Source organism: Comamonas sp. DB36, assembly GCF_057914905.1.
In genome coordinates this window covers 3278074-3294525 of sequence record NZ_CP196631.1, presented here as the reverse complement: position 1 = coordinate 3294525, position 16452 = coordinate 3278074, and the positions used below count along the sequence as shown (strand labels likewise).

The 16452-nt window shown below is 65.2% G+C and carries 9 protein-coding genes; 7 read left to right on the top strand and 2 right to left on the bottom strand.

Annotated features, from left to right (window positions below; genetic code table 11):
- Positions 1-7: 7 nt before the first annotated feature.
- Entirely contained in the window at positions 8-8437 is an 8430-nt protein-coding gene (locus ACSVDO_RS15445; RefSeq protein ID WP_489593228.1) for a two-partner secretion domain-containing protein, read from the bottom strand.
- Positions 8438-8732: 295 nt separating this feature from the next.
- Between ACSVDO_RS15445 and ACSVDO_RS15440 the strand changes: the two genes are divergently transcribed.
- From ACSVDO_RS15440 to ACSVDO_RS15410, 7 genes are all read left to right on the top strand, one after another.
- Positions 8733-9371 (top strand): DUF937 domain-containing protein, encoded by a 639-nt coding sequence (locus ACSVDO_RS15440; protein WP_332538327.1) that lies wholly within the window; start codon positions 8733-8735, stop codon positions 9369-9371.
- A 108-nt stretch (positions 9372-9479) separates the two neighbouring features.
- Entirely contained in the window at positions 9480-9932 is a 453-nt protein-coding gene (locus ACSVDO_RS15435) for a CBS domain-containing protein (RefSeq protein ID WP_332538328.1), read from the top strand.
- Between the two features lie 62 nt (positions 9933-9994).
- Positions 9995-11044, top strand: coding sequence for a tRNA (adenosine(37)-N6)-threonylcarbamoyltransferase complex transferase subunit TsaD (gene tsaD / locus ACSVDO_RS15430; protein WP_332538329.1), 1050 nt, complete (start codon positions 9995-9997; stop codon positions 11042-11044).
- A 74-nt stretch (positions 11045-11118) separates the two neighbouring features.
- Positions 11119-12585, top strand: coding sequence for an efflux transporter outer membrane subunit (locus ACSVDO_RS15425; RefSeq protein WP_489593225.1), 1467 nt, complete (start codon positions 11119-11121; stop codon positions 12583-12585).
- A 20-nt stretch (positions 12586-12605) separates the two neighbouring features.
- The gene (locus tag ACSVDO_RS15420; RefSeq protein ID WP_489593223.1) at positions 12606-13946 is read left to right on the top strand and encodes an efflux RND transporter periplasmic adaptor subunit; all 1341 of its coding nucleotides are present in this window, start codon (positions 12606-12608) and stop codon (positions 13944-13946) included.
- Entirely contained in the window at positions 13943-14701 is a 759-nt protein-coding gene (locus ACSVDO_RS15415) for an ABC transporter ATP-binding protein (protein ID WP_213298345.1), read from the top strand. The genes ACSVDO_RS15420 and ACSVDO_RS15415 overlap by 4 nt, the downstream gene beginning before the upstream one ends.
- Positions 14701-15903 carry an ABC transporter permease gene (locus ACSVDO_RS15410; RefSeq protein WP_332538333.1) on the top strand — a complete coding sequence of 401 codons (1203 nt, stop codon included), beginning with the start codon at positions 14701-14703 and terminating at the stop codon, positions 15901-15903. Before ACSVDO_RS15415 ends, ACSVDO_RS15410 begins: the two co-directional genes overlap by 1 nt.
- 60 nt (positions 15904-15963) lie before the next feature.
- Here the strand turns inward: ACSVDO_RS15410 and ACSVDO_RS15405 are convergent, their stop codons facing one another.
- Positions 15964-16374 carry an Hsp20/alpha crystallin family protein gene (locus ACSVDO_RS15405; RefSeq protein WP_489593221.1) on the bottom strand — a complete coding sequence of 137 codons (411 nt, stop codon included), beginning with the start codon at positions 16372-16374 and terminating at the stop codon, positions 15964-15966.
- Positions 16375-16452: the final 78 nt, after the last annotated feature.

The following is a 16452-nucleotide window of genomic DNA, read 5'->3' as shown; positions in this document are numbered from 1 at the left end:
ATAAATTTTACCTTTTAGTGTTGATTGTTCCTGTTTTTACCGGAATCGTAAATTCTGTCCTGTCAACAACAATTATTTGCATTGCTCCTCCAGAACCGTTTGGGATGTTGTTTACTGTGGTCTTTGCAATTTTACTTTCAAAAACTAATGTACCTTGGGTAGAATTTATTTGGTAGATGTCAAAAATATCCGCCTGCATTCCTGGCGGCAATCCGAGTTTGTCAGAAATCGTGGAAGGACTTTTTATTAGTATTTCTAGTTCTTTTTCGCGCATCCAATAACCTGTGGTGGTGCTAGGCTTTCCCCCCGCAGGAACTACTTTTACCAACTTTTCATAATTTTCCAAAGGTGTGGCTACAGGTGGCGTTTTTCCGGAGTTTATAAATTGTCTCGCTATGTCTATAGACTCTTCCTCTGTAAAACCAGTTTTCTGTAATTTTTTAACCATTTTCACACCGTCTGGAAAATTCATGGGCTCTACATTTGATAAACCCAAAGTCTGGAAGTCTCCATCGATATCACGTTGTATTGCCGGTTTACCCGTTTCGGGAACGTATTCTCCTGCAGAGGATTTTTTTGATGAAGATTTTAATTCATCCGCTCTTGCTGGTATTCTTGAGATGGTTTTTCTTGCGGCGATCGCCACACCTATTTCAACAGTACCAATGCCTACCTCTGAGAACGGGTAGCGATCTCCGGGGTGATTGTTCGGATTAAACGATGCAATTGTGTGTCTTCCCTCTTTGGGTTGATATTCTTTGAGTGCGGACTTGAGGCCCTCAGTTGCCTGTTGATTGGATGCGGCTGCTAGGTAAACACCTATCGGAACAAGAACGCAACTGACTCCCGCACTTGGCGCGCAACCTAGCCCGCCGCCTACGGCCATTGCGACTCCTGCTTCGGATCCGATGGTGCCTGCTACTAGATTTACTGCGCCACTCAAGCGTTGTTGAGCTTCCCCATGTTTTGTTATAAAGTCGCGCGCCCGGTCAAGATAGGGTTGATAAAGGAATTCACCTGTCTTGAGGAGTGAGATTTTCTCTTCCTCGTACGACTGTCCTTCGAGCTGCATTGCCCTTAGTTTTCCGTAAAGGGGATCATCCAAAGGTATGCCATCTGCACAGCGAACCAATGCACAAGCTGCTGCATCCAGCCGGTCTTGTTCATTGGCGGTTTTTCCGACTTTAAGTTCGGCGAGCTTTTTGGCTTCTGTTAAATGCAGTGACCGATTGTTCGCATCCGTAGTAAATGCTGTTGCGGCACCTATCGGATTTCCGCCGCTAGTCATATATCCAAGGGCGGCTGCGGCGATTTCCGTCATGGCTTGCGAGGCAGTTTTTGCAAAATCTGGGCTAGTGCCTGAGTTCTCCAGACCTTTGGCCAGTCCGTCCTGAAGTTTTTCAAGCAGTGGTGCGACGCTCGCTGCACTGGCAGCTCCCACAGCCCCGGGTAACCCCCCTCCCAGACCACCCGCTGCCGTATGTAGGGCTACTCGGTAGGAGCCCCCTTCATCCCATTTTTGAGCTTCGTTCAAGAGCAGTTTTTGTTTTCGCTCATCCCCCGCAGCCAGCTGTGCTTGTTGCCGTAGATTTCGTGCTTTGTCCTGAGAATATTTAGCGATGGCCTGGCTCGCCTGCTGCCCAAACGCCGCCGCAATTTCCGCATTGGCCGCCTGCTCCTGTATCAACTGCGATCCATCCCATTTCTTGGTGAGTCCGGGATTTGCATCGTTGGTGCGCACATCGCGGTGGAGGCTGGCGACGGTTTCATCGGCGGTCTGGCCGGTTTGGGCGAGTTGGGCGGCTTCGTCGGTGATGACGATTGCGCCGGGGCTCACGCCGCTGCGCGTGATGCTGCGTTGGCTGCGGTGGTCACGGCTTACGCCTGCGGCGGCCGCGCCTGTGCCTGGACGACCCAGGTTTTGCGCCGACCATTTTTCGGGATCGGTCACGGTATCGCTGCCGGCGGCCTGGCCCTGTTTCTGGCCGCCTGATGTGATTCCGCCCGAAAGATTGAAGCCGCTGGCCTCGAAGTCGCTGCGGTTTTCTATGTCGCTGGTGATGAGCGTTCTGGTGACCAGGCGGTTGCGTTGGTTGTCGATCGCATCCTGGGTGCTGGCGATCACTGCGCCTTTGAGCACGGTCTTGCCTTTGACTTCAAGGTCAAAACCATCGTCTCCGGCTTGGATGCCGGCCGGCGTGCCCGTGCTGGCGAAGTCGCCGCGGGCGCGGCTGCGGCTCAATCCGGCGCTGCCTGCGGCGAAGCCGATACCAAGCCCGATCGAGCCGCTGGCACTGCTTTGCCGGCCCTCGAACCGCGCGCTGTCCTGCAGGCTTTCAATGATCAGATTTCCGCCCACGCGCCCCAGCACTTTTGGGGCGCTGATCACGGCCTCGCGCATCAGCATGTCGCCGCCCGCATGGAAGTCCACGCCTTCGCCGCCCGAGACCAGGGTTTTTGCATGGGTCTGTTCTTCGCTGCGGCTGCGGCCTTGGCCCTTGCTGCCGCTGGCGCTGATGGCGGGACCGCTGGCACCCAACGAGAATCCGAATCCCGCGCTGCGGCTGCTGTTGCTGCTCGATTCGCTGTAGGTGCCCGGCGTGGTCAGCAAGTCGATGCGGTTGTCGGATATCAGCGTTGCCTTCTTGCCCGCATGGACCCGGCTGTCCTGGATCAGGAGATTGCTTTGCTTGCCGGCGCCCGTGGCCTCCAGGCTCACATTGCCGCCGGCCACCACCTGGCTCTGGCGCAAGGTGCTGCGGGTCCAGGAGCGTTCGCTTTGGCTCCTGCTGCTGCCCAGCGTGAGGTGGATGTTCAGGCCGGAACCCTTGCCTTCGGCCAGCCCTCTCAGCACATCCTGCTGGGTATAGACATTGAGCGCGGCCGCGCCCGCGGCCAGTGCCTGCATGCGGCTGTCGCTGGTCCTGCCGGCCGCATCGGCGAGGCTGGAGGCGGTCTGCGCAATGCCTATCACGGGCGATGACAGCGAGACGGTCAGGCCGCTTTGCCGGGATTGGCTGCGCGTTGCGCCTTGCTCGGTCTCGGGGATGCCGGTGATCTCGATGCCCTTGGCCTGCACCTTGACATCACCTTCAGGCGCGAACAGGTCGCTGCCGATCTGGCGATAGGCATTGCCCGCAGTGATTTCTACATTGCCCAGGACGCTGCCCACGGTGGAGGGCGCGCTGGCCGTGCGTGTCACGCGCTGATCCGTGCTCTGACTTTGGCTGCCTATCGTGACGCCCAGCCCGCCGCTGCCGAACACGCCGCTGCGCTTGCTTTGGTGGTGGCTTTGCTGACTGGATGTTTCCGGCGCCGCCAGAATGCTCACATTGCCTTTGGCTTCCAGTTTGGTGTGTGCGTCCGACAGCACATTGCTGGCAATGACGGAGATACCCTGGCCGGCCTTGATGTGCACCGTCTGGCCGCCGAAGTTGCTGGCCTGTGTGCCCGTGGCTTCGACCCGGTGGGCATGGGTTGTGCTGCTCGAGCCCAGCAATCCCGAACGTCGGCTGAAATACGCGTCATCGAGCGCGCGCGTGGTCTGGCCGGCCGTGATGTTGACGTTGCGCGCCGCATCGACCCGCAGATGCCCGCCGCTCTGCACCTGCGCGGCGCGCGCGTTGATGTCGTTGCGCGCCAGGATATGCGTCAGGCCCCGGGTATGGATTTGCGTGCCGACTTCCTTGCTGCCTTGCACAAACAGATGATTCTTCGGGTCCCAGGTGACACTCGCGTCGTGGGTGGTGGTCACAGTGCCGAGGTTGACATTGCGCTGCGCGATCACGGAGCTTGCGCTGCCTTCTACGGCGTTTGCGATTTGCACAGCGTCGAGGCTGATGTCTCTGCCTGCGGTCAGATGGAGACCCGATGGCGGCTCGGCGCCGTCGACAGGCGCGGCAGGCTTGTCCGTGGTACCTGGACGAAGCACGAAGGCCGCGACCTGATCGACCTTGGTGTCGCCCCCGTCCAAGGGGCTGCGCGCGGTCGAGGCCGCATGGATGTCGCGCTCGGCATGTGCCAGCAGGGCTTCTGTGGCCGAGATGGTTCCACCTTCCACATTGATATCGCGCCTGGCATGCAGCCCCACCACGTTGCCGGCGATGTTGCCGGCCACGTTGTTGATGTCGTGTGCGGTGATTTTCACCAGCCTGCGGCCCGCAATGGTGGCGCTGTTGAATGCATCCTTGTCGGTCTCGAAGACGATGGCGTCGGCGCTGACCAGCGCTGCGCGCGCATCGAGATCGCCTGGCCTGGCAACCACATAGACCTTGGGCACCAGCACCGTCTGCACCGTGCCATCGGGCAGGGTCACGTCCTGCTCGACCAGCCAGACCATGTCGCTGGTGAGCTTGGCCATCTGCGCGGCGCTCAGCGCCACGCCGGGGCGCAGTCCGTGGGCCTTGGCAAAGGTCGTACCGCTTTGCAGCAGCGCCTGGTATTGCGCATCGTTGCTGCGATAGTCGCCCAGAAAGCGCCGGCCCGTGAGCTGGCCCACCTGCTGCTGCACCAGTTGCTGTTCGTAGAAACCATCGCCCAGGCGCTTTTGCAGCCGGTCGCGCAAGGGCGCATCGCCACGCCGATGGCCCACGGCCAAAGGCGGGTCTGTGGATGGCACTGCCTGCGGCTGTTGATGTCCGTTTTCTTGCGTGGCGGCAGGCGAAGCGTCCAGTGCCTCGAGCATCTGGTCCGACGAAGTCCATGGCTGGCCGCGCGTGAATGCGGGATCGGTTTCTATCAGCGGCTGAATGGCGCTGGCCGGGTGCAGTACATAAAGAGCGCTTTGCGGCAGGGCCTCACGCGCTTGCAGCGTGCGGGCCAGCAGACCGGATTCGGTCGCGTGTTCCTGCACTACCGGCGTCGGCCGTTGTGCGTTGTCGCTGGTGTTGGGGTTGGCGTCGAGGCGCGTGGACGGGCCGCGAGGGTGGTACTGCCTGAAGACCACGGTGGGCAGGTCGAAAGTGCCGACAGCCGTGGCGCTGTAGGGCTGCTGCGGCGAGTTGTACAGACTCTGGTGACCGTGGCCCCCGCCGTCGAACTTCCAGTTGTAGCGTATGGCGTCGCCCTGGGTCAGCGTTTTCTGCTTGCCCTTGCTGGCCTGGTTGCGGGGTTGCTGGCCATCGATGCGGCCCCCTGCGGTCACCGTGGAGTCGATGTTGTTCACCTGGCTGGTGGCGAAATCGAGGTTGCCGCCGGCCTCTATGCGCGCGGGCAGGGTCTTTGTGACTCTGTCCCTATGGATGGTCTGAGTGACATTGAAAATCCTGGTGTAGATGCGCGCGCTGTCCAGTGTCTGGTTGTTCTTCTCGATGACCTCCAGAATGGCGGCATGGAGCTGCATCGCGGCATTGATGGACTTCTGGTACGAGACCTGCGCTGCTTCGAAAGCCTTCCTGTCGGCATCGCTTTGCCATTCGGCGCGGCCGGCCTCATTGAGGATGGCGCCAAAGTTCCAGGGCAGGGGTGCGGTGGCGGTGTAGTCTTTGGGGCGCGCAATGCCGAATTCGGCAAAGCGTGGCGAGCCCTCGGGCTCCAGCTGCAGATGAATGTCTTTCGGAAAGTCTTCGCCGTACTTGTTCGACGTTGCCGTTCTGATGAATGCCGGGGGCAGCGTGCTCAGGAACTTGTCTGGAAAGACAGGCTTGAACATCCGCCCGTCGGACTTCGAGCCGGGAATGGGCATGTCGGGTTCGAATCCCCCCTTGCTCGCAGAAAATGGCACGAATGTTCCCGGCTGCACTTCCCTGTAGAGCGCGGCGCTTTCCGGCTCCTTGCCCTCGAGCGCAATCAGGTCGCCACCAGCCCTTTTTTCCACGTCTGCCAGCGACGCGGTCTCCACGCCGGCATTCAGGTTGTTGATGACGCGCATTTCGAGCTTCATGTTGCCCTGGGCATCGATGCGCGCTCCGGTGTTGTTCAGCAATTGGCCGCGTCCGACGGCATGGCGCCGGGCATCGAGGCTTTCGCCCATTCGCATGTCGCCCAGGCTTTGCAGCGTTGCACCGTCCGCATTGATCACCAGCGGCACGCCCAGATCCAGGTCCTGGCGCGCGGCGATCACAGGCGTGCTGCCCTCGGCATGGTCAGGGCGGTTTTCCAGCCGCTTGGCCGCAATGGACAGATGGTCGCCGTAGATGCGGCCGGTGCCGATGTTGTCGACGCTGTGGGCATCGAGGCGCGTGTCCTGTCCATCGATCAGCCCGCGGTTGGCAATGCCCTGGCTGGCCCGGATGGCCGTTGTGCCCTGGCGGGCGCTGATCTCGGCGCCATGCTGATTGTCGATCTGCGTACCCACGATCTCGGTGGCCGTGCCGCCAAGCAGCCGGCCCTGGTTGTTCATCTTTCCGTCAATTTCGATTTTCAGCTTGCCGTTGGCCGACATCGTTCCCTGGTGGGTGAGGTCCCTGGCCTGCTCCAGCGTCAGGTCGCCCAGCGCATCGAGGCGGCCGGCCCCCGTGACAGCCTGGTTGCGGATATACAGGGCGTTGGCGGAGAAGATCTGGCCGCCTTCGTTGGACAGCGTCTGCGTGGCCTGATCAAACGCCGTTCCCTGGGCCACGCCGGTATCGCGCAGCGTCAATGCGCTGCCCGCTTGCAGCTGACCCTGGCGGTTGTCGACCGGCCCGCGGCTCTCGATCAGCAGATCACGCGTGGCATTGATCATCCCGCGCTGGTTGTTGATGGGCGCATCGCCGGCAAACAGCTGCAGATCGCCGCCGGACTGGATCCAGCCGCCTTCGCTGTTGTCGATGCCCGTGGCGCTGGTGATGTGCAGCGGATTCGCCGCGCCAGCGGTCAGGAGCGTGCCGCCTCTGTTGCTCAACGCGCCGGTGTTGAGATGCAGCCCCCCGGCGGCGCTGAAGGTGCCGGCGTCGTTGGTGATGGTGGGCACCTCTGCGAACAGGGATTGCGCACTGCGCAGCACGCCGCCGGTGTTGTCGATGTGACGCGCCACGAAGCGCAGATCGGTGGCGACGAACAGCGTGCCTTGCGTGTTCAGCACCGACGTCTGCGCGCCCGTAAGGCGTTGCAGCTGCAAGGCGCCCTTGCGGTTATCGAGCAGGCCTTCGCTGTGCAGCTCACGCAGATCGGCCGAACCGCTGTTGACAAAGGAGTGGATGGCCTTGACGTCGGCCGCGCCGCTGGCAAGCAGTTCGCCGGTGTTTTCCAGCCGCTGCGAGACGTGGATCCTGCCGCGGCGCAGGGCCGCATCGGCCGGCGCCGTGGGCTCAGGCGCTGCGTGGACCCCAGGCGCTGGCCCCGCTGCGGGTGGAGCAGGCGCGCCGAGCAGCGCATTTTCGCCCAGGTTGGACACGGCGAGGCTGCTGATCTCCAGCAGTTGCGCACCGGTCTGGACTATCCGGCCCGCATTGTCCAGGCGCGCGGCCGTGAGGTCCAGACGCTGGGCGGCCAGCGTGCCGCGATTGTCGATTGCTCTGGCCGAGATCTCCAGGTCTGCGCCCGGGCCCTGGCTCGCGATCACGCCCGAATTGCTCAACCTGCCATCGGCGGACAGCATGAATGGGCCGGTCGTGGCCGCCAGAATCCCTGCATTGCGCACGCCCAGTCCGGCCTCGGTGCCTATCAGCGTGATCTTGTGCGCATACATGCCGCCCAGATGCGCAACATCCAGCGCAAACAGCGGTTTGTCCTGCGCGCCGTTGGGAGTGCTTGCTTGCACCGCGCCGTCCGCGGAAAGCTCATTGATGCCTGTGACCACACGCAGGTCCCGGCCCCAGAGGCCCGCATTGAGCGCGATCGCGCGCGCGAGCACCTGGGCATAGTCGGCCTGGCCTGCGTCGAAGCCATGGCCTTCGATATGGACCGCACCGCCGCGCACGCTGAATCCCTCGAGATTGCCGCCTGCGTCATAGCGCGGCGCTCCTGTCGTCAGCGTCAGGCCGGCGGCATTGATCAGCGACAGCCCGTTTACGAGCAGCCCCGAAGGATTGGCCACGATCACGTCGGCGCGCTGGCCCGCGACTTCGAGCGTGCCCGCGAGCCGCGACTGCGCGGCCGACTGGACTTCGTTGACGATGACCTTGGCGCTGCCGTTCGCGAGCCAGGGATTGCCCGGCACCCAGCCGCCGATCTGGCTTTGCACCGGCGTGCGGCTGTTGTTGAGAATGGCGCCGCGCTCGCCGCGCTGGCCGATGTCGAACTGCTGATAGCGGTTGCGGCTTACGCCTGCGGCGGAAGGCGTCTGGATCTGCACGGCAGGCGTGCCGTTGGCGGCGTTGATCACCATGGGGCGTTCGCGGCCGGGCGCCGATGGGTCGGCGATGATCTGCGCCAGGCCGCCGGGCGCGGCGAGCAGCAGGCACAGTGCGGCAGCGACAGGAAGCGCGCTGCTGGACAAGCCGCCATGGCCGCCGGTGGCGGTCTCCTGCACGGCTATCCATAGTCCGCGTGCGCGGTTGAAAATGACGCGGTGCAAATGTTGGTTCATGGCCGTTCCTCGCTAGCCCATACGCCATGCTGTATCGCTACCGGAGCGCCGTGGTTCGGAAGTGAGCGGGTCTTTGGATAGGTGCGCGAAGAAAGCCCGTGCCGGAGAAATCGCGCAAGCCGCAGGCCTGGCGCAGGGCGCGAATTGTGAACAATTCCATTCCAGGTGCCGGGTTGTCGGGTGAGGGCTTTTTCCTGGCGGTTTTGCGCATACCATGCCGCTGAAGATCTTTTTTGTTGACGCATGCGCCGCGCCGTAGGGCATGGCGCGAAGGAACCGCACCATGAATTCCTCGAACTCCTTGACCAACGAACTGCTGGGCCAGCTCCAGGGCGCGCCCATGCAAAGCATGGCGCAGCAGCTGGGCATGGGCCCGGCGGAAACCGAGCAGGCGGTGGGCACGGCCTTGCCCATGCTGCTGGGAGCGCTGGGCAGCAATGCCACCCAGCCGCAAGGCGCGATGGATCTGTTCGGCGCGCTGCAGCGCGACCATGCAGGCGCTGCCGCCGGCAATGGCCTGGGCGACATGCTGGGCGGAATGCTCGGTGGCCTGCTGGGCGGCGGCGCGGGCCAGTCGCAGGCGCCCGATGGCGCATCGATCCTGGGCCATATCTTCGGCGGCAAGCAGCAGCAGGCGGAGACCGGACTGGCCCAGGCTACGGGCCTGGGCGCCAATGCCGGCCAACTGCTGCAGATCCTCGCGCCCATCGTGATGGCGTTTCTCGCCCAGCGCGTGCAGTCGGGCGGGCTGGACGCCGGCGGCCTGGGCCAGGTGCTGGGCCAGGAAAAGGCCCAGGTGCAGCAGCAGGGCGGCGCCGCGGGCGATCTGCTGTCCGGGCTGCTCGATCAGAACGGCGACGGCAAGCTCGATATGGGCGACCTGTTCAAGCTCGGCGCGGGTTTTCTCGGCGGCCGCCGCTGAAGCTGGCCTGCGCGCCAGGATTTTTTCTCGTCCGGGTGGTTTTGGTTATTGCATTGCCGCCCGGCTGCACCGACACTGGTCATGCTTGTTCGACTTCAGGAGCCGGGTATGACGACTGTTGCAGACATCCTGCGGGCCAAGGGAAGCGCCGAAGTGCATTCCGTGGGCCCCGAAGACTCCATGCTTGAGGCGCTGCAGCGCATGGCCGAACACCGCATAGGTGCATTGATGGTGCTGGACGGCTCCCAGCCCGGCCATATCGCTGGCATCGTCACCGAACGCGACTATGCGCGCAAGATCGTGCTCCAGGGCCGCAATTCGGCGACCACGCCGGTGCGTGAAGTCATGACGGCATCGGTGCATTGCGTGGACGCGGCGCAGACCTGCGAGGAATGCATGGCGCTGATGACACGCCAGCGCATACGCCATCTGCCGGTGCTCGATGCGCAGAACCAGCTGATCGGTCTGGTCTCCATTGGTGACCTGGTGAAGGCCATCATTTCCGAGCAGCAGTTCACCATCGACCAGCTCGAGCACTACATTTCGGGCCAGCGCGGCTGAGCTGCAGGGCCATTTGCGCGCCCGGGCGCGCGGCGGCCCCAAGGAGTTCTACACTTCAGCCCATGAGCTTGCTGATACTGGGTATTGAATCTTCGTGCGATGAAACCGGCGTGGCCTTGGTGCGCCTGCAGGATCCATCGGAGGGCGCGGCCGTGCCCACGCTGCTGTCGCATGCCTTGCACAGCCAGATCGAAATGCACCAGGCCTATGGTGGCGTGGTGCCCGAACTCGCCAGCCGCGACCATATCCGCCGCGTGCTGCCGCTGACCGAAGCCGTGCTGGCCGAGTCGGGCAAGAAGCTCGCCGATGTCGATGTCGTGGCATTCACGCGCGGCCCTGGCCTGGCCGGTGCGCTGCTGGTCGGCGCGGGCGTGGCCTGCGCTCTGGGCGCGGCTCTGGGCAAACCCGTGCTGGGCATACACCACCTCGAAGGCCATCTGCTGTCGCCGTTCCTCAGCCAGGACCCGCCTACGTTTCCGTTCGTCGCGCTGCTGGTGTCGGGCGGCCACACGCAGCTGATGCGCGTCGATGGCGTGGGCGCCTATGAGATCCTGGGCGAAACGATTGACGATGCCGCGGGCGAAGCCTTCGACAAGTCGGCCAAGCTGATGGGCCTGGGCTATCCGGGCGGTCCCGCGCTGTCGAAGCTGGCGCAGGAAGGCGACCCGCTGGCGTTCAAGCTGCCGCGCCCGCTGCTGCACAGCGGCGACCTCGATTTTTCGTTCGCGGGCCTCAAGACCGCGGTGCTGACCCAGGCCAAGAAGCTCGGCGACGACCTGCCCGCGCGCAAGGCCGATCTGGCCGCGAGCACCGAAGCCGCGATCGTCGATGTGCTGGTCAAGAAGACGCTGGCCGCGCTCAAGCAGACCGGCATGCAGCGCGTGGTGGTTGCCGGCGGCGTGGGCGCCAACCGCCTGCTGCGCGCCCAGCTCAATGCAGCCTGCGCGAAGATGAAGGTGCGGGTTCACTATCCCGAGCTGCACCTGTGCACCGACAACGGCGCGATGATCGCCATGGCAGCGGCCATGCGCATACAGTCGGGCCGCGAGCAGCCGGCCGCCGAGTACGCGTTCGATGTGAAGCCGCGCTGGCCGCTGGACTCGCTCGCCTGAGCGCGGCGGGCGATTTACAAAAACTTCACGCGCCCGAAGCCGGGCTGACAAGGGCGGGCGGCACAATGGTTGCCATGCCTACCCTGACTTTGCAGAACAATCCTCTTGCCGCGCGCCGGCCCGGCGCGGCGCTGGCTGCGGCGCTGGTGGCCCTGGCGCTCGCCGGCTGCGCTACGTCGCAGCCGCCCAGCGCTGGCCTGCCGGCGCTGAGCGTGCCCGCTACCTGGTCGCCCGGCCATCTGGTCTATGCCCCCGATGCCGATCCGCAATCGCTGGCCCGCTGGTGGCAAGGCCTGGGCGATGCCCAACTGACCGGCTTGGTCGAGCAGGCGCTGCAGGCCAACCCTTCGCTGGCCGCGACCCAGGCCGCGCTGCGCCAGGCGCGCGCCCAGCGCGATGTGACTGCCGCCGGGCTGTCGCCCTCGCTGGACGGCTCGGGCTCGGCCCAGCGCTCGCGCTCGGGCAATTCCACGGGCAACAGTTTTTCCACGGGCCTCGATGCAAGCTGGGAAATCGATGTGTTCGGGCGCATTGCCAGCGGCGTCGCGGCCGGCGACGCCGATGTGCGCACGGCCCAGGCCACGCTCGAAGGCGCGCGCGTGTCGCTCGCGGCCGAAGTGGCGCTCAGCTATATCGAACTGCGCAATCTGCAGCAACGCCTGGCGATTGCGCGCAGCAACCTCGCGAGCCAGCAGGAAACGCTGCAGATCACCGACTGGCGCATGCAGGCCGGACTGACCACCTCGCTGGCCACCGAGCAGGCGCGGGCCGCGGCCGCGCAGACCGCGGCCCAGGTGCCGGCGCTCGAGGCCAGTCTCGCGCAGACGCGCCATGCGCTGGCCGTGCTCACGGGCCAGAACCCGGCGGCGCTCGACGCCCAGCTCGCCGCCGTGGCGCGCGTGCCCCAGGCGCCCGATGCGCTGGCGCTCCAGATTCCCGCTGAGACGCTGCGCCAGCGCCCCGATGTGATTGCCGCCGAAGCGCGTGTGGCGGCCGCGCTGGCGCGCGTGTCGCAGGCCGATGCCGCGCGCTACCCCAGCTTTCGCCTCGGCGGCTCGCTGGGCCTGCGCGCATTGACGCTGGGCGCCTTGACCCAGGGCGGCTCGGTGGTGAGTTCGCTGCTGGGCAGCATTTCGGTGCCGCTGCTCGATGGCGGCGCGGCGCGCGCCCAGGTACGCGTGCAGGAAGCCGGCCTGGAGCAGTCGCGGCTGAACTACGCAGCCACCGTGCTCACGGCGCTGCAGGAAGTCGAAGACGCACTGGCCGCGCTGCAGGGCGACGGCCTGCGGCTGGAACAATTGCGCGTCGCAGCGCAAGCCGCCGCCAATGCCGCGCTGCTCGCGCAGCAGCGCTACAGCAGCGGCCTGGTCGACTTCCAGACCGTGCTCGAAACCCAGCGCACCCAGCTGTCCTCGCAGGACAGCCTCGCCAGCGCCCAGGCCACGCTCACGGCCGACCATGTACGGCTGTACAAGGCCCTGGGCGGCGGCTGGACGCCCGGCGGCGCCGAAAGCAGTGCCGCCGCGCCGGCCACGAATTGAATCACCGACGGATCCCGCATATGAACAACAACAAAGAATCCCAAGCCACCACCAGCAAGGAAGCGCTGCTCGGCGCCACGGTGTCGCGCCCCTGGTGGCGCCGTACTTCCGTCTGGGCCGGCGTGGCGGTGCTGGTTGCCGCGGGCGCGGGCCTGGCCTACTGGCAGTCCGTGAAGGCCGCGCGCGCGCTGCCGCAGTACGTGAGCCAGGAAGTCAAGCGCGGCAATCTGCGCCTCACGGTCGCGGCCAACGGCACGCTGGTGCCCACGCGCCAGGTGAATATCGGCAGTGAACTGTCGGGCACGGTGCGCAATGTGCGCGTCGATGTGAATGACCGCGTGAAGAAGGATCAGGTGCTGGTCGAGCTCGACACCGCCAAGCTCAGCGCCCAGGTCGCGCGTTCGAGCGCCTCGCTGGCTTCGGCCCAGGCGCGCCAGGCGCAGGCGCGGGCGACGACCAAGGAAGCGCGGGCCAATCTGGGCCGGCTCGAGGAAGTCGCGCGCCTGTCCGGCGGCAAGGTGCCGTCGGCCGCGGAACTCGACACCGGCCGCGCCACGCTGGAGCGCGCGGTCGCCGACGAGCAGGCCGCTGCCGCGTCGGTGCAGGACGCGCGCGCCGCGCTGTCCACCGACCAGACCAATCTGTCCAAGGCCTCGATCACTTCGCCCATCGACGGCGTGGTGCTGACGCGCGCTGTCGATCCCGGCAATGCCGTGGCCGCTTCGCTGCAGGCCGTGACGCTGTTCACGCTGGCCGAAGACCTGTCGCGCCTCAAGCTCGAAGTGAGCGTGGACGAAGCCGATGTGGGCACTGTGCAGCCCGAACAGAAGGCGACGTTCACGGTCAGCGCCTACCCGTCGCGCACCTATCCGGCGCGCGTGACGCGCGTCGCCTACGGCTCGACCAAGACCGACAACGTGGTGACCTATATCGCCACGCTCGAAGTCGCCAATGAAGACCTGAGCCTGCGCCCCGGCATGACGGCAGCGGCCACCATCACCTCGACCGAACGCAAGGACGTGCTGCTGGTGCCCAACGCCGCGCTGCGCTTCACGCCCACGGTGCCGGGCGCTGCGCCCGCGGCGCGCGAAGGCAGCGGCGGCGGCATCATGGGCCAGTTGATGCCGCGCGGCCCGCGCCCCGGCGGCGGCGGCGGCGGCCAGCGCCGCGGCGGCGCGGCGGGTGGCAAGAACGATGGCGGCGAGACGCCGCGCGAAGTATGGGTGCTCGAAGAGGGCAAGGCCGTGGCCGTCAAGGTGGTCACGGGCATCAGCGACGGCCGCATGACCGAGGTGCGCAGCGAGACGCTGCAGCCGGGCATGGCGGTGATCACCGACCAGCGCTCCGGGAGCACGAAATGACGGCCGGCGCCGAACACCCGCTGATCAGCCTGCGCAACATCACCAAGGTCTACGGCGAAGGCCGGCTTGCGTTCCAGGCGCTCAAGGGCGTGGACCTGGACATCGCCCAGGGCGACTTCGTCGCCATCATGGGCCCCAGCGGCTCGGGCAAGTCGACGGCGATGAACATGCTGGGCTGCCTCGACCGTCCGACCACGGGCGAATACCTGTTCAAGGGCGCGCATGTGGAAACGCTCACGCGCGACGAACGCGCGCTGCTGCGGCGCCAGTTCTTCGGCTTCGTGTTTCAGGGCTTTCACCTGCTCGCGCGCACCACGGCGCTGGAGAACGTCGAGCTGCCGCTGCTGTACCGCGGCGAGCCCACGGCCAAGCGCCATGCGGCCGCCAAGAAGGCGCTCGCGGCCGTCGGTCTGAACGGCTGGGAACACCATACGCCGGCCGAACTCTCGGGCGGGCAGCAGCAGCGCGTGGCGATCGCGCGCGCCATCGTCACCGAACCCGTGGTGCTGCTGGCGGACGAGCCCACGGGCAATCTCGACAGCCAGCGCAGCAATGAAATCATGGAGCTGCTGTGGCGCCTGAACGCCGACCTGGGCATCACGGTGCTGATGGTCACGCACGAGCCCGACATGGCGGCTTATGCCCGGCGCATCGTGCGCTTTGTCGACGGGCGGCTCGACACCGACACGCTCAACCCCGCACCCGTGGTGCTGGCGCGTGAGCAGGGCCTGGCCCTGCCGACGGAGGCGCACTGATGTTTCTGAGTTCCATCCTGCTGGCACTGCGCTCGATACGGCGCAATCTGCTGCGCTCCTTCCTGACCATCCTGGGCATCGTGATCGGCGTGAGCGCGGTGATCACCATGGTGACGCTGGGCAACGGCGCAACCCTCGCCGTGCAGAACCAGATTTCCGGGCTGGGCACCAACCTGCTGCAGATCCGGCCCGGCCAGCGCATGGGCCCGGGCAGCGGCGGCGCGCCCACGTTCAAGGACACCTATGTCGATGCGATCGCCCAGCAGATCGGCGGCATCTATGCGGTCGCGGCCGAAGGGCGGGCGACGGCCACCGTGGTTGCGGGCGGGCGCAACTGGTCGAGCAGCGTGATCGGCAGCACCAACGAATGGCTCAAGACCGGCAACTGGCAGCTGGCCACGGGGCGCGAGTTCACGCCCGAGGAGATACGCGCGGGTGCGGCGGTCTGCATCATAGGTGCGACCGTGAAGCGTGAGCTGTTCGGCAACGCCGATCCCATGGGCGAGCTGATGCGGGTGCGCGAGTTCTCCTGCGAGATCATTGGCGTGCTGGCCTCCAAGGGCCAGGGCGCGTTCGGCAACGACCAGGACGACATGGTGCTGGTGCCGCTCAACACGCTGCAGCGGCGCATCACCGGCTCCAAGCGCATCAATACCTTGCTGGTGTCGATGGCCGACGGCAGCGAGCCCGAGCGCGTCAAGGCCAGCCTGCGCCAGCTGCTGCGCGAGCTGCGCAAGCTGGCGCCGGCCGACGAGGACAACTTCAACATTCTCGACACCAAGCAGCTGGCCGACACGCTGTCGGGAACCACCCAGGTGATGACCATGCTGCTGGGCGCGGTCGCGGGCGTGAGCCTGCTGGTGGGCGGCATAGGCATCATGAACATCATGCTGGTCAGCGTGACCGAGCGCACGCGCGAGATCGGTCTGCGGCTGGCCATTGGTGCGCTCGAGCGCGAAGTGCTGCTGCAGTTCCTGATCGAGGCCGTGGTGCTGGCCGCGCTCGGCGGGCTGATAGGCATTGCGCTGGCGACCATCGCCTCGGTGATCCTGGCCGGCGTGATGGACGTGCCCTATGTGTTCAATGTAAGCGTGAACCTGCTGTCGTTCGTGTTCTCGGCGGGAATCGGCGTGGTGTTCGGCTACTTTCCCGCGCGCCGCGCCGCGCGGCTCGATCCCATCGAGGCACTGCGCCACGAGTGAGAGTCGCCACCCAATAAAAAACCCGGCCGATTGGCCGGGTTTTTTATTGGACTCGGAACGTCACTCGATGCTCAGGGTCACGGCCTTGTCGACCGGCGCGAGCTTGGCCAGGCGCAGCGTCAGCACGCCGTGCTCGAGCTTGGCGCTGCTGGCCGCAGCATCGATCTCATGGTCGAGTTCCCACGAGCGCTGCACCTTGCGCGGCGCGCCTTCGACGCTGGTCAGGTGCACCTGCGCGCCTTCGAGGCGCAGTTGCAGCTGTTCGCGCGAAACGCCGGGAACATCGAGCTGCAGCGTGGTCGCATGCTCGTCCTGGGTCGCGGTGAACGCGGCGCTGGCCGAGGCCGAAGCTTCGGACAGGCGGTTGAGCGGCGGAGTCAGCGTGGACTGGAGAAAGCGCTGCAAGGCCTGATCGGCGGCGCGCGGGAAACCTTGGCTGGAACGGCGAATCATGGGTGCAGTGAAAATCATCACGAAAGCTCCTGTTGGGGGCGCGGCGTTCGATATGGCTGCCGCTTGCTTCCGAAGTGCAGGCGTCCCAACAGGATT